Origin of the sequence: Acinetobacter sp. YH12142, from assembly GCF_013418435.1 — a bacterium.
Taxonomy (GTDB): domain Bacteria; phylum Pseudomonadota; class Gammaproteobacteria; order Pseudomonadales; family Moraxellaceae; genus Acinetobacter; species Acinetobacter amyesii.
Genome location: NZ_VPCB01000007.1, coordinates 46,146 through 66,323, shown reverse-complemented (window position 1 = coordinate 66,323; position 20,178 = coordinate 46,146). Strand labels below are relative to the sequence as shown.

The following is a 20,178-nucleotide window of genomic DNA, read 5'->3' as shown; positions in this document are numbered from 1 at the left end:
TGTTTTACAACGCTGTAAAAAAATGCGCCTTTAGGCGCATTTTTTTATGCATGAAAGAAAGTTATAAAACTTCAAGTTTCAAACGGTTGGCATGTTGACGGTAGACTGAAACAGGGTCTGGTGCAAATAGTCCTTTCAAGCCCAATACTTGATTGACTTCATCGAAATGGTTCCACTTATAATTATCACGGACGGTTTTACCCAATTTACTGCTACATTGGCTCACTAAGCCGTCGTTCGGTTGTCCGCTAAATGCAATTGGCTCCATTGCAGTAAAGATCGTATCTGGATCAAGTAAGTTGGTGGTGTTAGATATACCTGTCCATGAATAGAAGCTAATGCCATTGGCAACACTTGAGCCATCAGCACATTTGGTTGCAGGCATACCGAGTGGAAATTTTGCGTTAAAGGCTTTCACACCCGGTTGAGACATACTGTAGATCGAAGCTTTAAAATTTGAAGGGAGGTTAGACTGCTGGGCGAAGTTAATCACTGGGGTCATTAAGGCATCCATAACAGTCGCTAATACGCCATTTAAAATCGGGACACTCTGTACTAAATCTGCCACAGGTGAACCGTCATTGGTTCCTGCGACCGTACTGACAGAGGCAACCAAATCAGGTCGTACACCCGCAATATATCGAGCCGTAGGGCCACCATGTGAGTGACCAATTAAATTCACTTTAGGTTTGCCAGTAATCGCAACCACTTGTTCAACTTGGTCTAACAGTTGTTCACCGCGAACTTCAATGGACTCCAACGGGGAGATTTGTGTAGCAAAGGCCGTAGCCTTATGGCTTGCTAAATCAGGGAGAACTTGATACCAATAATCTAGACCAAAAACGGCACCGCCTAAGCGATTAAAACCAAACATCCCGTGTACAAACACTAGGGGGTATTTGGTTTCAGCATAATTGTCGATGACTTTTTTAGTGGTCGCTTGCTGTATACCCAATGCAGCATGCGTTTGGGTCACTGCCATACTTGCAAGGAGCGTGGCACAGAGCAATTTTTCATTCCTTTCTTTTTGTTTTGGTTTTCAAACTTTGATTCAGTTTAGTTTGGAAATAGACAAAATTGCCTATCTGACAATTTTTATTGTCATTAAGGATTATAAAAAAGGAAAGAAAAATGTGAGAACTAATCGATAGAATGAAAGATATTTTGTACATTGATTAATGAAAATATCATTAAACCCTGAATTTACAGGGTTTAATGTATAGCTTTACTAAATTATAAACCTTGAAGTTTTAAACGATTGGCATGTTGACGATAAACATCGACAGGATCTGGTGCGAACAACGCTTTGAGACCAAGCACTTGGTTGATTTCATCTAAATGGTTCCAGTTGTAGTTATCACGAATGGTTTTACCAAATTTGGCACTACAGCGTGATACGAGGCCATCATTGTCTTTTCCGCCATCGATCAGTAATGCGGTCACTTTTAGTGCTGAGTCTAAATCTAAAATATTGGTGATTTGGCCCACACCTGTAAATGAATAGTTATAAATGCCTTTCTCAACGCTATTGCCATCAGCGCAATTGGATTTAGGCAAGCCCAGAGGGAATGCGGCGTTATACTTTGCAGAACCCGCTAGCGTTAAACTTGAACCACCTGCCAATGCGTCATGAGGATAAGTCGTTGGATCTAGACCTTGCGCCCAAACAATGGCTTTAGAGACAAAATTCACAGCTCCGACTAAGGGTGCTTCGACAGCGGTGCCTTCAGCTTTTAAAATTAAGTCTGCAACAGGGGAGCCTTGATGAGGTCCTGCAACACTGGTTAATGAAGCAACTACATCTGGGCGAACACCGGCAACATAACGAATTGTTGGCCCACCATGGCTATGTCCAATCAAATTCACCTTATCCGCACCAGTGAGTGCTCGGATTTCAAGGACTTGTTGTAGAAGCTGTTCGCCACGTACTTCGGTGGAGTTAAACGGCGATACGCGCGTTGCCCAGACATTTGCACCATTGCGGGCAAGATCAGGCAGGATTTGATACCAATAGTCGAGTCCAAATGAGTCCGTACCGACGGTAATGAAACCACCCATACCATGGTTAAATACGATTGGATATTTGGTCTTTGCATAGCTAGAACTAGCTTTGGCGGTGACTTGGGTTGCTTGCGATGCAGATACATTACCGATGAATGTAGCTGCAATTAAACCTGCTAAAAATGGTCCGTATTTCATGAGCGATCCTCAATGTATTATTGTTTTATGACAATATTTATTGTCACTTCTAATAAAGCAATAAAGATCACCTGTTGCAAATTGAAAAAGATTAACTGCGCCGCTAAATGTAACAAAATAAAAGATCAAGAACTTCAGATTGATAAAAGTAAATAAGAGGGCCGAAGCCCCCTTAGTGAATTGAAACGTCAACGATAAAAATTAAAGTCCTTGCAGTTTTAAACGGTTAGCATGTTGACGGTACAGTGCCACAGGATCTTGTGCAAATAGACCCGTTAAGCCGAACATCATATTGGCTAAATCGGTATGGTTAAGTTTGTAGCTGTCGTTAATGACTTTACCGATATAAGCACTACAACGTGCAACCATACCGTCATTGTCTTTATTACCATAAGACAATGGCCCGAGTTGCATCAGGATCGTGTCGATATCAAGTAGGTTCGTGGTTTGCGCAACACCGGTCCATGAATAGTATTGAATGCCTTTGCTGTCGACTTGCTTTAAGTTCTTACTGCAATTTTCTGAAGACGCCAAAACACCGTCAGCTACAGCAGATTTTGCAACCGTACTGTTAAATGTAGCAGAACCTGTTTGTGATAGTGATTTCATTGAAGCATCGAAATCAATTTCAAGCTCTGGTTTTGCCTGACCTAAAGCAATCAGTGGGCCGACAATATAATCACCTAAAATATTGAAGGCAGTACGAGAAAGTGAGTTGCCTTGAATATCATCCGCTACTTTAGAGCCGTGATAGGTCCCTGCAACACCTGTAATAGACGCAATGTACTGTGGTTTTGTTTGAGCCACATACAATACAGTTGGACCACCATGAGAGTGACCGATTAAGTTAAGTTTTGGCTTCCCTGTAATAGCCAAAACATCTTCAACTTGTGCAATTAACTGCTCGCCACGATGTGCTGTGGTGTTTGCAGGAGATAATTGCGCGGCGAATACGGTTGAGCCATTTCGTGCCATATCTGGCAAGATTTGGTACCAATAATCTAGTCCGATGGTGTCAGTGCCGATACGTGACCAACCGAGCCAACCATGCACCATTAAAATTGGATATTTGGTTTTTGCGTAGTCAGATTTTGCCGTTTCCTTCACCTGGAGGGCGCTAGGCGCAGCTTGAGTGCTTGCCGATATACTCATCGCTAAGCCTGCAACTGCAGCTACAGAGGCCATCTTGGCCGTGTTTACTAAAGATCGCATAAATGTTCCTTGATCTGATGTTGTTTTTATTACTTTTTAATAATGAAAATACTCTCTGTTTTTAAGCAACATCTTTGTGATTGGCCAGGCCATATCTTTGATTTTAGAGAGTTTGAATAGACAAAGATGCCTTGTCATTTTTTCATGCTCGGTTTGAAATTCCATGTCATTTTAGGACATGGGCTGCATTCAGATGACATGCATATTTATATACATTTGTCTTTTATTTTTGCTATTTATTTTAGTTGTTATGATTTAATAACTTATTGAATTAGCTTGTTTAATACTTACAAATAAAAACATTGTAAACAAAAAAGGACGTCCAAAGACGTCCTTTTCAGTGCTGAAAGGGAACCAACTTTTGAGGTTACAGACCCTGTAATTTTAAACGATTGGCATGTTGGCGGTAGAGCGCAACTGGGTCAGGTGAAAATAGGCTGCGTAGGCCAAAGACCATATTCACTTCATCTAAGTGGTTGTGATTGTAGTCGTCGCGGATCACTTGTCCGATGTGGGTGCTACAGCGTCCAACCAAACCGTCATTGTCACGATTTCCATAGGCCAAAGGGGCAAGCTGACTAATCACTGTATCTAATACATCTAATACATTCGTGGTTTGTGCTGTACCTGTCCATGAGTAGTAATACACACCATTGTCGACTTTGGCACCCGACTGATTGCAGTTCGTCGCTAGTGCTGCGGTTGGAAATTTTGCATTAAATTCAGCCGAACCTTTTTCACTGATTGCGGTAAGTGATGCATCAACACTGTTAGGTAGACTCGAGTTGCCTTCAGCCCAAGTAATAATCGGTGCTAAGAGTTGATCGCCGAGTACCCCAAAGACTGAATTAATGGTTTTATTTGCTTGGATTTTATCTGCGACTAGAGAGCCGCGATAAGTGCCTGCAACACCAGTCACTGATGCTACATACTCAGGTTTGATCGCTGCAATATAACGCGTTGTTGGCCCACCATGTGAATGACCAATGAGGTTCACTTTAGGTTGACCCGTCAGGGCAAGGACTTCTTCGACTTGGCTCAGGAGCTGTTCACCACGAACTTCTGTAGACTCTAGCGGAGAAACTTGGGCAGCAAAGGTATTTGCCCCGTTGCGGGCTAAATCCGGCAAAATTTGATAAAAATAATCCATGCCAAAGCTGTCAAAACCAATGCGAGTAAACCCGAACATGCCATGAGTAAATACAATCGGATATTTGGTCTTGGCATAGCTTGCCGAGCTATTGGCGGTGACATGTTGGAGTCCAGCCGCAGCTTGGGATTGTGTGCTGGCGATCGCTGCTGATGCAGCCATAATTGCGCATAAAAGAGCTTGTGGTTTTTTCATCATTTCATCCTGAAATTGAGGTTGTTTTTAAATTGTTATTTGTACTTATTCTGCGAAAGGTAATTTTCCACCTTGATCATGCACAGATTCAAAGGTACTGACGCGGAGCTGATCTTCCTTCGATTTAAAATGTTGATTACGGAGTTGCTGTACTGCTTGTTGTTTCGCACTGTCACTCATATTGCTTTTCACAATGCTGTCACGCTCTGTGAGGTATTGATTTACGCTAGATTTCCAAGAGCTGCGCTGGCTGTCTAGATTTTCAAGGCGCTGAGTAGCTTCTGGACCCACTAAATTTAACCGCATTTGATGGATTTCTTCGCTTGAACCACCACGGGCTTTAATGTCTGCTGTGAGCTTGCGTAAATCTTCAAGTTTATTGATTTGTTCCAGATTTTCTTTCCAATCTTCTGGGAGTTCATCAAACAGGTCTTTTAGTTTTTTGGCTTTTTCCGATTCAGACAATTTTTTGTCATTCACCACTTCCATACGTTTTAGGGTGTATTCGTGATAGGTATTTTCCTTGCCAAATAAACCTTCAATTTCATAATCAGAAAAGAACTGTTTTCTTAAATTTTGTGTGCTGTTGTAGATCGAGCGATAATATTGTGGTGATTCTTTGTCGTCGCTTGGTGGCTGTAAATGACCTAATTGTTCACGATATTTCATATAACGATCCCACAAATCATAAATTTGGGACAGCGCAGGTTCTTTATGACCTTGTGCAATGTAGGCTTTAAAATCCTTTTTAATTTGATCTATCGACTTTTCACCATACTGAGTAATGAAATATTCAAAGCAATTCCGTGTTTGTTCATTCACGATCAAACGGTTTGAACCATCCATACTGATTTGACAGTTTACTTCTGTGTCTTGTTGACTTGGACTGAGCAGCGAAGAACCGCTTGTTGCTTGAGCCGTAGCGGTTTCGCCCTGAGCTAAAGGCGTATTTTGTTGTTGAATCGATTGATCTGAAGGATCATTTTGTGATGCTTTTGGCGCAAGCCAATATATGAATGCAGCAACTGCGATAACGACCAAGGCAATGATGAGCCAAAGTTTATTTTTTTGCATATCCCAATGCACCTTTATTCCGTTTTTAATTGTTTTAGAGTTCTAAATGCGAACTCAATATGACATAAAATGCAGATAAAAACATAGAAGAGTTGTAAACGTTAGATGTGGGTTGTTACCATTGCGCTGTTCCTGTATTAGCCAAATTTTGACATGAAAAAAGCCTCTCCTAAGATCCAACGTCGTCCTGTACATGGTGTATTTCTTTTGAATAAGCCATTAGGTATTAGCTCGAATGCAGCCTTACAGAAGGTGCGTTGGTTGTTTCGTGCACAAAAAGCAGGACATACTGGTGCGCTTGATCCGCTGGCTTCAGGTTTATTGCCGATTTGTTTGGGTGAAGCAACAAAGTTTTCGCATTTTTTATTGGATTCGACTAAACGTTATAAAACCACCGTCTTTTTAGGACACAGTACCACGACGGGTGATGTGGAAGGTGAAATACTATTAGAGCAAGCTGTTCCAACATTGACTGAAGAAAATATTCAAAATGTCTTGGCGCAATTTGTAGGGGATATTCAACAAATTCCACCGATGTATTCTGCGCTGAAAAAAGAAGGTCGCCCGCTGTACGAGTTGGCGCGTAAAGGCATAGAAATAGAGCGTGAAGCACGTCCAATTTCGATTTATGCCATCGAGTTATTATCATTTAATGAGAATAGTATTACACTCGACATCACCTGTTCCAAAGGCACATATATTCGTGTTTTAGGCGAAGATATTGCCAAAGCATTGGGTACTTTTGGACATTTAACCTATCTACACCGTATTCAAACGGGTCATTTTGATCTTAACCCAAGCTTTACCATTGAATATTTAGAGAGTCTGTCCGAAGCTGAGCGTGAAGCATTATTGCTGCCGGTGTATTCACCTGTCGATCATTTCTGCAAAGTGCAAGCGCCGGAAGGTCGAGCTGAATATTTTAGTCGTGGAATGGAAAGTAATATTGAGCATGCTGCGGAAGCGCAGGTTTTGGTATTTGATGGGGAACGTTGCTTAGGTCTAGCGGAAATTACCGATCGTAAGCGCTTAGTACCAAAACGTGTATTAAATCTTGAATAGTCATCAACAGCCACTGAAGCCAAATTATGGAAATTGAAATCATCTTAAGCCTCTTATTTTTTGCATTTTTTGCCGGTGCAATTGATGCAGCAGTGGGGGGCGGAGGATTAATTCAAATTCCAGCCATTATGAATGCCATGCCGCACTTATCTCCTGCGACGGTGTTTGGCACCAATAAGTTGTCTTCGATCTTTGGTACGGTTTCAGCGTCCTATTCCTTTTTACGCCAAGTTAAACTACGTTGGAAATTACTTGCGGTCATTGCAAGCTGTGCATTTGTTGCCTCCTTTGTGGGCGCAGCTTGTGTATCGATGATTCCAAAAGAAGTCTTACGGCCTTTTGTTTTGGTCATGTTGATCGTGATTGCGATCTATACCTTTGCCAAAAAACAATTTGGTCAGGTGCATGTACGCCAAGAACTGACCCCTAAAATTCTCGGTCTTGCCGCTTTTGGTAGTCTGGTAATTGGTTTTTATGACGGCATTTTTGGGCCAGGCACGGGCAGTTTCTTTATCTTCTTTTTTATTCGTTATCTACAAGCAGACTTTTTGCATGCCTCTGCCTTGTCTAAAGTGGCCAACTTAACCACCAATTTGGCTGCACTGAGTTTTTTTGCGCCCACTGGCCATGTGTTATTTGCTATAGGCTTAATGATGGCTGTAGCAAATATTTTAGGCTCGATCGTTGGTGTACGTGCGGCGATTAAATACGGCAGTGGCTTTATTCGAATTCTATTTTTGATTTTGGTGAGTATTTTGATTGTACGGCTAGGGTATCAAACCTTTACGGGACAAGCTTAAAACAAAACTTAACAGAGCTGCGCTGTATTCTGATGCGGATATGTTTAGTATAAAAATGAAGCACTTTATTTTGCTGAATTAAAAAAAATACTCAGCTATCGCTAAGCATCAGAGGACATCATCAGAATGAATATTTTTGAAGCTTTACGTCAAAGTCATGAACAACAAAGAGCGCTTGCAGAACAATTAGTACAAACTTCTGGTGATAGTCCAGAACGTCGCGATCTGTTTGACCGACTTAAAAATGAATTATTCGCGCATGCTGTCGGAGAAGACCGATATTTTTATATTCCTTTAATGATGACCGACTCGGGGCTGAACATTACCCGTCATGCCTTGGCTGAACATCATGAAATGGACGAACTTTTAGAGCAGTTGACTGAGACTGAATTTAGCAATCCGGGCTGGCTGGCCATTGCCAAAAAACTTTCAGAAACAGTGCATCATCATTTACAGGAAGAGGAGCACGGTTTCTTTCAACAAGCCGGTAAAATATTGGATGATAAGCAAAAAGAAGCTTTGGCTAAACAATATTTAGCCGAGTATAAAAAATATAAAAAAGCGGATAAAGACAGCCTGACTGGTTAAGTCCTTATAGAATCTAGATCTTTTCGAACCTTGTATTTAAAAGCCTTGTATTTAAAAGCTTAGATGTAAGAGCGCTTAGACAATTTGTTGAAAAATGGCGGCAATCTCGCCATTTTTTATTTAACTATTTGGCCTTTAAAAATTTAGCTGGCTGTTTCTGATTTAGAGGAACGCATCGTCACCCCGACTGAGGCGAGCATAATGCACACCAGTGCGATCCATTGCCACATACCGATACGTTCTCCCAATAAAACCATACCCGTAATGGCTGCCAAAGCAGGCGAGATACTCGACAATGTGCCATAACTCAGCTTACTTAGAATCTTCAATGCTTTGAGGTCTAGGGCGTAAGGAATCGCTGTGGCTAAAATGGCAATCAACAAGGCTTTAGGCCAATATTGTGTGTCCATTAAAGCTGCTGCGTTGTTATAGAGGCCGATAGGTAATAAGGTCAATGCCGATAAACTAATGGCAATGGTCAGTGCATGCATGCCAATATTTTGGTGTACCACTTTTTGCCCGAAATAAATATAAAAGGCCCAACAGAGTCCGGCAGCCAAGGCACAAGCCGCACCAATCAGTGAGAAATTACCGCTTTGAGCTTGTCCCCAAGGCACCATCAGCGCAATCCCTAAGATCGCCAAAAACACCCAGATGTAGTCGCTACGATTTTTTATCGACAGCAGCGCCAAACCTAGAGGCCCAATAAACTCGAGTCCAACGGCAATGCCTTGAGGGAGTTTGCCTAGAGACATATAGAACAAGACATTCATTAGGCACAGGGCGGCGCTATAGCAGAGTAGATCGCGCCATTTTAAAAAGGACAGCCGTTTTAAAATGTGCCAAGAGCGAAACATCAAACAAATAATAATTGAGGCAAAACACAGCCTTAAAATGGTCACGCTCAGCGGGTCTAGTACCAAAAACAGTTGTTTGGCAAATGAAGCACTGATCTGATAGGAGATCATGGAGAGCACCATGAAAACAACAGCGAGAAGTTGTGAATTTGGCATGCGGCACACAGTTGTTGGGCGGTGTTGAGCCCTATTTTTGAATCAGTACAGTATAGCGGTTAATGCTGACAGTTGAATGATTTTTAACATTTGATCAAATCATGATGGATTCTGAATTTAAAATTCTATGGCTCGGCTGATGTAAGAGCAGGACTGAGCACGTCATGATTCAATTTGAATTCAAAAAATTGAGTCTGAGATTCATGTAGTTCATCCATTGTCATGGGAACATATTTTGAATTTAAATGGCTTTGGCTTTTTGCGTGGTATAGGTACACCCAATCGAGGCACAGATAATGACAGCAAGGGCTAACCACTGGGTCCAAAGTAATTGTTCATTTAAAAAACAAAACCAGAGAGTGCTGCAATTGCAGGTTCTAGGCTCATAAGCGTTCCGAAACTGAGCGCCGTTAAATTGCGGAGTGCAATCATTTCTAAGCTAAAGGGGATTGCACTGGCCAAGGTGGCTAAAGCAAGAAAATAGAGGAGACTCATCGGTTCAAAGGCATGCGCAGGAATCCCTACAAATAATGCAATCGGCATAAGCATACACATGCCGACAAACATACCTAAACAAACTGTATGGTTGCCTGAAACGCCAGAAGGTTTCTGACCTGCCACGATATAGAGTGCCCAGCAGGCACCTGCACCAAGGGCGAGGGCAATGCCAACGGGATCAAGTCGTTGTGCAGCTTGGTCAAAAGGAAAAAGTAGGATAAGGCCTAAAATAGCCAGTCCGACCCAAATAAAGTCAAATTTTCTGCGTGCAGCAAATAGTGCGACACTGAGCGGGCCAATAAATTCAAAAGAGACGGCAATGCCGAGCGGGAGACGATCAATCGACAAGTAAAATAATACATTCATCCCTGCTAAGGCACAGCCATAGCTCAGAATAGACGACCATTTCACTTGTTTAAAATTGATCTGCCAAACTTTAAAAATAATCGCCAAGATCAAAGCGCCTAGCATTAAACGCATGCCCGAAACGGTCAGTATGGGAAATTGACCGAAAAGATATTTGGCAAATGAACCGCTGCTTTGCATGCTGATCATGGCAATAAGCAAGATCAGCGGTGCTTGGACAGCCGGTGCAACTTTAAAATTTGGCATAAACTAAATTTGTTTCGATGACTCGAAGAGCGGGAGAGTGGCACTAGCCAGATTTTAAAAGTTTATTACAATAAAAAAACCACAGCCCGAAGGCTGTGGCTTCAGTGTCTAAGGTGATTAGAACAATACGCGAACTCGGATCGTACCTTCAACTTCGTGAAGTGTATCCAATGCTTCTTTAGAAGCAGTTGCGTCAACGTCCATCACAAGATAACCCACATCACCTTTAGTCATTAAAGACTGACCAGAGATGTTGATACCGTGTTCAGCAAACAAGTTGTTGATTTTTGAAAGAACGCCCGGCACGTTTTTGTGAATGTGAAGTAAACGGTGTTTACCTTCAGTCAACGGTAACGCGATTTCTGGGAAGTTCACTGCAGATAAAGTCATACCTTTATCAGAGTAAGCAACGAATTTTTCAGCAACTTCAAGACCGATGTTCGCTTGCGCTTCCATTGTTGAACCACCCACGTGAGGAGTCAAAATCACGTTGTCTAAGCCACGAAGTGGAGAAACGAATTCTTCACCGTTTGCTTTTGGTTCTTTAGGGAATACGTCTACAGCCGCACCAGCAATATGACCAGATTTGATTGCATCAGCAAGATCTTCAATGATGACACATGTACCACGTGCAGCATTGAGGAAGATTGCGCCTTCTTTCATTTGAGCAAATTGGTCTTTGCCGAAGAAGTTGCGAGTTGATGGAACGTCTGGAACGTGTAGAGATACGACGTCTGCATTGGCAAGAAGTTCACCCATAGAACCGACTTGACGTGCATTACCCATCGGAAGCTTAGTCACTGCATCGTAATAAATTACGTGCATACCTAAACTTTCAGCAAGTACAGAAAGTTGCGAGCCAATCGAACCGTAACCAACAATACCTAAAGTTTTACCACGAGTTTCAAATGAACCGACTGCAGACTTGTTCCAACCACCACGGTGAGTTGAAGCAGATTTTGCAGGAACACCACGAAGTAATAGAATCGCTTCAGCAAGTACTAGTTCAGCAACTGAACGCGTATTTGAGTATGGTGCGTTAAATACAGGAATACCGCGAATCATTGCAGCATTTAAGTTCACTTGGTTTGTACCGATACAGAAACAACCCACAGCAATCAGTTTGTTCGCCGCTTCAAAAACTTCTTCAGTTAATTGAGTACGTGAACGAATACCAATGAAGTGAGCATCTTTAACCGCTTCTTTCAACGCTTCACCCTCAAGCGCAGTTTTACGGTAGTCAATGTTGGTGTATCCAGCAGCATTTAGAGTGTCGATTGCGTTTTGGTGAACGCCTTCTAACAACAAGAAACGAATTTTATCTTTAGGTAAAGAAAGATGTTGGCTCATTACGGCTCCGCTACAAAGGCCAAATTTAGTGCGCATATAATAGCATAGGAAGTCGCCTGATATACATTTCCTTTATGACCGACGTCATGGCTATTTTGGCGAATGATGAGTCAATATTTTTTAGATTTGGTCTAATTAACTTGGTCATATTCCTCGTGACATTTTGAAATCACGTTTTTCTTTGGGTTTTGTCAAAAAAAGCCCAGTTATAGCTTATAATGGTGCCGCTCAAAATCATCATGACCAATTCCCTGACATTTTGATGCGCTCTGTTTCAGGCTTTTTCCCTTGAAATATGCGTTACCGCAGTTTTGACTGAATGAAGTCTGGACCTTTAAAAAAACTTGTTTACTTCTTGCAAGGTCTGAAAACGATGAATGCTCCAGTCGCTTTAACCCCAGAGTTATTGACCCAATTGACCGCTATTGTTGGCGAAAGCCGAATTAAAACCGATGCGGATAGTCTCCAAAATTGGGGTCGTGACCATACTAAGCACTTCGATCCAAACCCGTCGGTCGTCGTTTTCCCTTCAAGCACAGAACAAGTTCAACAAATTGTAAAACTTGCGAACCAATTTAATGTTGCGATCACACCAAGTGGCGGTCGTACAGGTTTGTCTGCGGGTGCTGTGGCTGCTAACGGTGAAATCGTGGTGAGCATGGACAAGATGAACCAAATCTTGGAATTCTTCCCAGCTGACCGTATGGTACGCGTACAAGCAGGCGTGGTGACTGAACAACTTCAGAACTATGCTGAAGAACAGGGCATGTACTACCCAGTTGATTTTGCATCTTCAGGTTCATCTCAAATTGGCGGCAACATTGGTACCAACGCCGGTGGTATTAAAGTTATCAAATACGGCATGACACGTAACTGGGTGTTGGGCATGACCGTGGTTACAGGTAAAGGTGACATCCTGCGCTTGAACAAAGGCATGATCAAAAACGCGACTGGTTATGCGCTTCAACACTTATTTATTGGTGGTGAAGGTACTTTGGGCCTCGTGACTGAAGCTGAAATCAAACTTGAACGCCAACCCCATGACTTACAAGTATTGGTTCTCGGTGTGCCTGATTTTGATGCGATTATGCCTGTTCTACATGCCTTCCAAAAGAAAATTGACCTGACTGCATTTGAGTTCTTTGGTGAACTTGCGATGCAAAAAGTATTGGACAATGGCCATGTACAACGTCCGTTTGAAACACCATGTCCATTCTATGTATTACTTGAGTTTGAAGCACCATTTGAACCGATCATGGATGCGGCAATGGAAATCTTTGAACATTGCATGGAACAAGGCTGGGTACTGGATGGCGTGATGAGCCAAAGCTTAGACCAAGTACACAGCTTATGGCGTTTACGTGAAGACATTTCAGAGTCAATCGCACCGTTCACACCATACAAAAATGACATCTCAGTTCTGATTACACATGTGCCTGCATTTATTAAAGAAATTGATGCAATTGTGGAAGCGAACTACCCAGACTTTGAAATTTGCTGGTTCGGTCATATTGGTGACGGTAACTTGCACTTAAATATTTTGAAACCTGCGGATTTAAGTAAAGATGAATTCTTTGCAAAATGCCAAGTGGTGAACAAATACGTATTTGAAACTGTGAAAAAATATGACGGTTCAATTTCTGCAGAACATGGCGTGGGTATGACCAAAAAACCTTACCTCGATTACACACGTTCAGCAGAAGAAATCGAATATATGAAAGCATTGAAAAAAGTATTCGATCCAAATGCAATTATGAACCCAGGTAAATTGTTCGATCTTTAATATTTAAAGACGTACTAGAACGCATCTTCGGATGCGTTTTTTTATGGCTATAGCACGACTTTTTAGCCGCCTATGGATGAGAAACAGCACATTGATTTTGTGGAATGGACTACTTCTTTTACATTGCTTAAATAGTGTTTTGGACAAATGTTCGGCATGATAGGTCTGAATAATAAATTTGAGTTGCTTCTATGTATCGTTTAATTGCTGTGTCTGCATTGTGTGTGGGGATGTTGGCGGGTTGTGCGACAACGCAGAAAATTGTGTCTAAAGTCGGTTCGTCTGCTACGCCACTCGATCAGGTATTAAAAGAACGTCCTGATTTACGTAAAGAGCTGTCGACTGTGGAAATTCGTCAGTATTTTAACCGTGTCGAGTCGCCAAATGCGGGGCAGGTGAAAGTGACGGAAACGGGTTTGATGGATGATTCGGTGAAATCGGTTCGTACCATTTATAGTTTTAGATTGGTGGATGGTGACTGGGAGCGTGTAAATACGCAAAAGGAATATCAGTGCCAGCGTGGTAAAAATACCAAGACTTTCCAATCGGCGAAGTGTCCTTAAATTATAAAAAGTTAAGGTCTAAATTTCTTATTAAATATTCAGCATGACGGGGTCCTTTCATTTTAAATTCGATGATTGGAGCTCGTATCTACTTTTGTTTCGGCAAAAGTAGCAAAACCATCTTTCATCCGCAAAACTCGTCAAATACCATCTTCAATTGTGTAGGTCGCAGAAACTTTACATATTGAATGTGTCCTGACTCGGACAGTTGCGGATGAGTTTCCGCGTATCTTAATTTTCATCCTAAACATAGAATATTCAATCCTAAAAATTTTCTCGTGAGTTCGTATAGTTTTTAATAATATAAAACCGAATTCAAATCATGATCAGATTTCAAATTTATGATGAAAACCCTCGCTTTTATTCACGTCAATGATTCAGGCTCACCTGTCGGTGACTTTGCTCCAGTGACTTCAGTTTTTTCCCATTATGAGTTGGGCAATACCGTTTCGCCATTTTTATTGCTCGACCATTTAGGGCCTGGGGTGCTGAAACCAACTCAACTGAAAAAAGGTGTGCTGGAACACCCACATCGAGGCTTTGAAACCGTCACATTGGTGTTTAAAGGTGAACTTGAACATCATGATACGACTGGCGGCGGTGGTGTCATTTGTGAGGGCGATGTACAGTGGATGACTGCTGCTTCAGGCATTCAACACGAAGAAGTCTTTAGCCAAGCCTTTGCACAGCAGGGCGGAGCATTTGAAATATTGCAACTTTGGGTCAATCTGCCTGCCAAAGATAAAATGAATCCTGCACGTTATCAGAGCTTAGCCAAAGCCAGTATTCCTGTAGTGGATTTAGCAGATAATGCAGGTTATGTACGGATCATTGCAGGGCATTATTTAACAGCCCACGGCCCCGCAGAAACACATACACCTATACAAGTATTTGATGTCTTTGTCAGAGCAAATCAAAGCATCACCCTGCCTGCACAGGAAGGGGACACCACGCTTGTGTATTTACGCTCAGGCAAACTGAAATTTAATGAAACGGATGAACTATTAAATGCACAGCATATGGCAGTTATGTCGAGCCAAGGTGAAAATGTCGAATTGACGGCAGTTGAAGATAGCCACATGTTGTATTTATCGGCACAGCCTTTAAATGAGCCCATCTATGGGCGAGGTTATTTTGTGATGAATCATTTTGCAGAAGTCATGCAAGCCTATGAGGACCTAAAACAGGGTCGCTTTATCCAAAAAGCAGACAATGAAAAACCATAAAAGCGCTAGTATAAAAAGACCAATACAACGCCAACAAACACTGTTAAAATAGTCGAACTCAAACCGACAGATTGGTTCGTTGAAGTTCATTTTATCTCTATCTAGCGTCTTGTGAATACGACGCACATATGGCGGATACGCCGCAAATTCATTTTTAAAATTAATATTACAGTGCTCGTCATTGGGCTGAAGTGTCTCTCCCTATTTGTCATTTCAAGCTCGACAGCACACATTTGATATGTAGATAACAATGCAAAACGTACAAACCACAAAATTAAGTCGTGCCACCTTAATGTTTCCCTTGGCACTGGTTTTATTTGAATTTTCTGTCTATATCGGCAACGACTTAGTCCAACCCGCCATGCTTGCGATTACTCAAGAGTTTGGTGTGAGTAGTGCATGGGCACCCTCGTCGATGTCATTTTACTTATTGGGAGGTGCTTGTGTCGCCGCGATATTAGGGCCATTGTCAGATCGATTAGGCCGTAAAAAAGTCCTGTTGGGTGGTGTGGCATTCTTTAGCTTATGCTGTTTAGCGATATTGCTTACGCATAATATCGAAAGCTTTTTAACGTTGCGTTTTTTACAAGGTTTTGGTTTATCGGTCATTTCTGCCGTGGGCTATGCTGCTGTACAGGAAACTTTTGAAGAGCGAGATGCCATCAAAGTCATGGCGATCATGGCGAATATTTCACTACTGGCGCCACTGATCGGCCCTGTCCTCGGTGCCTTTATGATTGATCACGTGTCATGGCATTGGGGCTTTATAGGAATCGCATTTCTATCTTTTCTGAGTTGGTTTGGTTTAAAAGCCAAGATGCCGACACAGCACATCAGCATCCCCAAGCAACCGGTGGGTTATATTATCGATGACTTTAAACAGGTGTTAAAAAACAAACGCTTTTTGGCGCTGACACTGGGTCTACCGATGGTGGCTATGCCACTGATGCTGTGGATTGCGCTATCTCCGGTCATATTGGTGGAGCAACTAGGACTGAGTAGCATGCAATACGGCATGGCACAGTTTCCCGTTTTGGGCGGTCTGATCCTCGGTAATATTGTCCTGATTAAAATCATCGACAAACTGCCTCTAGGTCAGTCTGTGATGATCGGGCTACCGCTGATGTTACTCGGGACGAGCCTCGTGGTGATTGGGACGATGACTGAAAGTTATTTTCTGACATTGCTCATTCTTGGCATGAGTTTGGTCAGTTTTGGTGAAGGGATTAGCTTTTCTGTTCTCTATCGATTTGCCTTAATGTCGTCTGAAATGTCGAAGGGCACAGTGGCTGCGGCAGTGTCTGTGATCATGATGCTGACGTTCTTTGCCGTGATCGAAATCGTGCGCGTGCTGTATGAGAACTTTGGACTTTGGGCCTATAGTTTGGCGGGTTTTATACTCATTATCTTGTGGTTCAGCCTACCACGCTTGGTGGTGCGAGATATTATGCGACAACGTCAATTGTCGGGTGAATTTTAAATTCGAGTTCATGCCATCATAGAAAAAGCCCAGTGCTGTGTAGAACAACATTGGGCTTTTTTATTTGTTGTATACAGTCTTAATTTGATGTTGCAGGTTGTTCTGCATTTTTTAATTTGCGATCGAAAATGAACGGACCAAAAGGCAAAATCGATGCAATTAAGCCCATTAGAAATACACTGAGTGACCATTTTTGTTTTTCACAGACCACAAATAGCACCACCAAGAAGGCAATAAACAAGACGCCATGTCCCATACCGACGTATTTGACCAATATTGGATTATCCATCAGGTACTTCATTGGCATAGCAATGAACAACAATAATAAAAAGGAGATGCCTTCGAGTAGGCCCACAAAGCGTAAGGTCTTGATATTCATGCGAAGTCTAAATTCAAAGTGATTTCAGCCTTGAGTGTACCTGAAAGCACAGCAGGAACGAAGCGTTCATGTTGAAATAATTGATTCGCATATTGAATCTAAGTGAATGTTTTTAAAGTTAATTCTGAGTCATCTGCTCGGATTAATCTTCTAGATCCGCTAAGGAGTCTTCAATTGAACCCTGATCAAATTCATAGTTACAGCCGAATAAAATCATCGGGCTTTTTCCGGTCATTTCAGACAGGCTCAGTTTGTGATTAATGGCATGCAGATCATCCGTTTCAACTTCCGTGCGTAGGATTTTTTCACCACGGAAAAACGGCATATTGGCAAACATCGGATGCTGTTCAATGCCATACTTTTGGGCAAGTTTTTTCACATCGGCTTGGCGATAGATTGCGAATACTGCATTGGAAGACAGGCCAATTTCTTGGGTCGGCATGCCAAAAAACTCTACAGCCTGCTTATTTTTATAGATATAAATAAACGGTTGATGTGGATCATCATGGCGTTTCCAACCCAATTGTCCCAGAGCCTTTTCATAATCGAGTAAAGTGTCATGGTAGGTGTCGTAATCGGCCTGACATTCCAGAATACGCTTTAAATCTTGTGCTGTCGGTGCTGCAAATACAGAAGAGGCAGCTAAACATGAGGTCGCCACAATCGTGGTTAATATGAGGCGTTTAAGACCGAAACTAAGCATTTTCATCAAGAGTCCCATATGATTTTATTTAATTTCCGCCTGAATTAGCTGTGTTCTGAGCTGAATCAGTTCGGCTAATGTTTCTAATAATAAACTGATCTGCTTGAGCACCAGTTGTAGGTGATTAGACCGCATTTCTTCAGTGCTGAGTGTTTGAATTTCGAAAAGTTTTTGCTGAATTTTCTCAGGATTGAGCGGTTTTTGCTGAATTAAGACCTCGTCTAAGGTGCTTTGACACCATTGCAGTAGTTCAAGGACTTGTTGGTCTTGTACTTGTTCACGGTGGCTCCCCAGTGCAGAAATATAACTGAGCTGGCTATGGCTATAGACCAAATAGCGAAAAGCATGTTGAATCAAAGTTTGGTCGGGTTCAGGCTCGGTACTTAAACTTGAAATCATGCTCGATAGTTCAGTCTGAGCATTATGGGCTGAACGACGAGCACGCCGATAAGCAATGCTATTGGTTTTCCCATGGAGATATTGCTCAACTACGGCATCAAAATAATGCAAGGTCGCAGCAGAGCTTTTTTGAATGGTCTTGGAAATATTGCGAAAGTCCCAATCTGGCCAGATGACATTGACCGCGAACCATGCAATAAAACAGCCGAGTAGGGTATCAACAATACGCGGTAAAATGACCGCATAACCTGCGCCTTTTAAATTAAAAATCAGCAAGACCATTAAGGTTGCCATGAGGGTCGCCATGGCATATTTTTTGGCACTCAGATAGAAAAAGCACACGCCAAAAATAATCGTCAGTAGCAATTGACCTTCGACACTCGGCACAAAATACAAAATAGGAATGCCAAGTAAGACCCCTAATATGGTTCCCAAAGTCCGCATTTTTAAACGACTTTTGGTCGCAAAATAACGCATCTGACAGACAAATAAACTGGTCAATAAAATCCAGTAGCCATTTTTGGCAAAGGGCAGTAGCGAAATGGCATAGCCCATAGCAAAGACAAAGGCGATGCGAACGGCATGGCGAAACAAGGCAGACTCGGGACTTAAATGCTGTTTCAGTTTGAGCCATAAATCATGCCAGCCGTGAATGTCGTCGTCGAGTAAATTGAGGTTATCAATATGCTGCTGATAAGCTTGTTGCTGTGAATGATCTAAATCCTGCACATGCGAAAAACGGTCTTGCACACTGTCCAAATTACTCAAGATCAGCTGTAGGTTTTTCACTTCTATGTTTTGCGGATTATTGGCCATCCACTCCTGCAAAGAGGCATGCAAATGTGCCAGTGCTTGCGCAGTAATGGGATCAGGCTGATAGGGCTGCCGATGCAAAATACAGTAGGCCAACTGTTGGCAAGCCTGCGCTTGTAATCGAATATTTTTTTGAAAACGAAAAATTAAATCGGTACGGCTAAAATTCTGATGAATTTGTTCGTAGTGTAAATAATTCGCACTGGCCTGTTCGTGAATATCTTGTGCCAAGAAATATAAATTCAGCCAGTAGATGGTATTTTTATTGGCTCTTGAGGCTTTTAAACGGGTGAGTAAAGAAGCTTTGGTCGTGTTTAAACTCGGGATGACATCACTGTTTTTGAGCGATAATTCATACAGTAAGTGTTCCACATTGTTGACATTATCTGGGTCAAATAAGCGTGCTTTTGCATTCAGTACTTCGGCGATTTGTAAAAAACAACGCGAGAGATTGTCCTGTACAGGTAGGGTAGGTTTAATCAGGTAAAAGAGAATTGAGGTCAGGCCATACCATAAGGCCCCTAGAACAAAGCAGCTGGGTTGAAAATACCAGGTGTCATATTCGCCCAAGCCGAACATGGTGTAAATCGACAGTAAAATCGTGCCAAAAGAAATCGTGGCATAGCGTTGCCCCAAAGCTCCTAATAAAATAAATCCTGCACTAGACAGTGAAAGATACAATATAAACAGCAGCTTATAGGGATAGAGAAAATCTAAAATACTACTGACACTAAAGAAGAGTACGCAGACATAGAGCAAATTACGCAGTCGGATGCTGAGTCGGTCGTCAAAGTCCGTGAGCGCGGTGGCAATCGCACCTAAGGTGACGGGAACAATAACACTATGAAAACCGAGAAAATATAATCCGAGCGTGGTGCCACTCAAAACAATACAAATTTGCAGGCAATACATAATGATTGCACTGGATTGAAACTGTTGAAACCAAGAGAGTCGCGTGTTCACAGAGTTATGAAGTATTCGAATGATTTTGTAAATTAGACTGAGCTTTTTTCTGTGAACTGTCAATTTTTATTCAATAGAAAAGCGGACTTAAAGTCCGCTTGTTCAAATCTATATGC

General features: G+C 42.0%; 17 protein-coding genes and 1 pseudogene. 7 read left to right on the top strand and 11 right to left on the bottom strand.

Translation table 11 applies throughout. From position 1 onward, the window contains the following. Positions 1–61 precede the first annotated feature (61 nt). The 5 genes from FTU77_RS07145 to FTU77_RS07125 all read right to left on the bottom strand — a co-directional run bounded on the left by FTU77_RS07145 (position 62) and on the right by FTU77_RS07125 (position 5,830). Positions 62–982 carry a triacylglycerol lipase gene (locus FTU77_RS07145; RefSeq protein ID WP_180055487.1) on the bottom strand — a complete coding sequence of 307 codons (921 nt, stop codon included), beginning with the start codon at positions 980–982 and terminating at the stop codon, positions 62–64. 251 nt (positions 983–1,233) lie between these two features. Further along, positions 1,234–2,199: a triacylglycerol lipase gene (locus FTU77_RS07140; protein WP_180055420.1), complete on the bottom strand. Its 966-nt coding sequence runs from the start codon at positions 2,197–2,199 to the stop codon at positions 1,234–1,236. A 201-nt stretch (positions 2,200–2,400) separates the two neighbouring features. Further along, positions 2,401–3,411, bottom strand: a complete 1,011-nt coding sequence (locus FTU77_RS07135; RefSeq protein WP_180055419.1) for a triacylglycerol lipase — start codon at positions 3,409–3,411, stop codon at positions 2,401–2,403. A gap of 367 nt (positions 3,412–3,778) precedes the next feature. Next, complete coding sequence (locus FTU77_RS07130) at positions 3,779–4,723, bottom strand: triacylglycerol lipase (protein WP_257223594.1); 945 nt, start codon at positions 4,721–4,723, stop codon at positions 3,779–3,781. A 78-nt stretch (positions 4,724–4,801) separates the two neighbouring features. Beyond that, entirely contained in the window at positions 4,802–5,830 is a 1,029-nt protein-coding gene (locus FTU77_RS07125) for a lipase secretion chaperone (RefSeq protein ID WP_180055418.1), read from the bottom strand. A 153-nt stretch (positions 5,831–5,983) separates the two neighbouring features. Between FTU77_RS07125 and truB the strand changes: the two genes are divergently transcribed. From truB to FTU77_RS07110, 3 genes are all read left to right on the top strand, one after another. Further along, positions 5,984–6,892 (top strand): tRNA pseudouridine(55) synthase TruB, encoded by a 909-nt coding sequence (truB, locus tag FTU77_RS07120; RefSeq protein WP_180055417.1) that lies wholly within the window; start codon positions 5,984–5,986, stop codon positions 6,890–6,892. Positions 6,893–6,918: 26 nt separating this feature from the next. Beyond that, a complete protein-coding gene (locus FTU77_RS07115; protein ID WP_180055416.1) occupies positions 6,919–7,692 on the top strand; it encodes a TSUP family transporter in 774 nt (257 codons plus the stop codon). 126 nt (positions 7,693–7,818) lie between these two features. Then, a complete protein-coding gene (locus FTU77_RS07110) occupies positions 7,819–8,280 on the top strand; it encodes a hemerythrin domain-containing protein (RefSeq protein WP_168378156.1) in 462 nt (153 codons plus the stop codon). 143 nt (positions 8,281–8,423) lie between these two features. On the opposite strand, the gene FTU77_RS07105 is transcribed toward FTU77_RS07110, so the two are convergent. The 3 genes and pseudogenes from FTU77_RS07105 to serA all read right to left on the bottom strand — a co-directional run bounded on the left by FTU77_RS07105 (position 8,424) and on the right by serA (position 11,753). After that, positions 8,424–9,293: a DMT family transporter gene (locus FTU77_RS07105; RefSeq protein ID WP_180055415.1), complete on the bottom strand. Its 870-nt coding sequence runs from the start codon at positions 9,291–9,293 to the stop codon at positions 8,424–8,426. A 241-nt stretch (positions 9,294–9,534) separates the two neighbouring features. Continuing rightward, a pseudogene (locus FTU77_RS07100) lies at positions 9,535–10,403 on the bottom strand (EamA family transporter). Between the two features lie 117 nt (positions 10,404–10,520). Beyond that, complete coding sequence (gene serA / locus FTU77_RS07095; protein WP_078192852.1) at positions 10,521–11,753, bottom strand: phosphoglycerate dehydrogenase; 1,233 nt, start codon at positions 11,751–11,753, stop codon at positions 10,521–10,523. A 373-nt stretch (positions 11,754–12,126) separates the two neighbouring features. Between serA and FTU77_RS07090 the strand changes: the two genes are divergently transcribed. From FTU77_RS07090 to FTU77_RS07075, 4 genes are all read left to right on the top strand, one after another. Continuing rightward, positions 12,127–13,536, top strand: a complete 1,410-nt coding sequence (locus tag FTU77_RS07090) for an FAD-binding oxidoreductase (RefSeq protein WP_078189543.1) — start codon at positions 12,127–12,129, stop codon at positions 13,534–13,536. 191 nt (positions 13,537–13,727) lie between these two features. Next, a complete protein-coding gene (locus tag FTU77_RS07085; RefSeq protein WP_180024317.1) occupies positions 13,728–14,099 on the top strand; it encodes a hypothetical protein in 372 nt (123 codons plus the stop codon). A gap of 344 nt (positions 14,100–14,443) precedes the next feature. Beyond that, on the top strand, positions 14,444–15,325 hold the full coding sequence (locus FTU77_RS07080) for a pirin family protein (RefSeq protein ID WP_180055486.1): 882 nt from the start codon (positions 14,444–14,446) through the stop codon (positions 15,323–15,325). Positions 15,326–15,575: 250 nt separating this feature from the next. Then, on the top strand, positions 15,576–16,805 hold the full coding sequence (locus FTU77_RS07075; RefSeq protein WP_180055414.1) for an MFS transporter: 1,230 nt from the start codon (positions 15,576–15,578) through the stop codon (positions 16,803–16,805). A gap of 79 nt (positions 16,806–16,884) precedes the next feature. Here the strand turns inward: FTU77_RS07075 and FTU77_RS07070 are convergent, their stop codons facing one another. The 3 genes from FTU77_RS07070 to yccS form a co-directional block, all read right to left on the bottom strand. Continuing rightward, positions 16,885–17,184, bottom strand: coding sequence for a DUF3817 domain-containing protein (locus FTU77_RS07070; RefSeq protein ID WP_078189335.1), 300 nt, complete (start codon positions 17,182–17,184; stop codon positions 16,885–16,887). A gap of 142 nt (positions 17,185–17,326) precedes the next feature. After that, a complete protein-coding gene (locus tag FTU77_RS07065) occupies positions 17,327–17,893 on the bottom strand; it encodes a hypothetical protein (protein WP_180055413.1) in 567 nt (188 codons plus the stop codon). 18 nt (positions 17,894–17,911) lie between these two features. Beyond that, entirely contained in the window at positions 17,912–20,062 is a 2,151-nt protein-coding gene (gene yccS / locus FTU77_RS07060) for a YccS family putative transporter (RefSeq protein WP_373685814.1), read from the bottom strand. Positions 20,063–20,178: the final 116 nt, after the last annotated feature.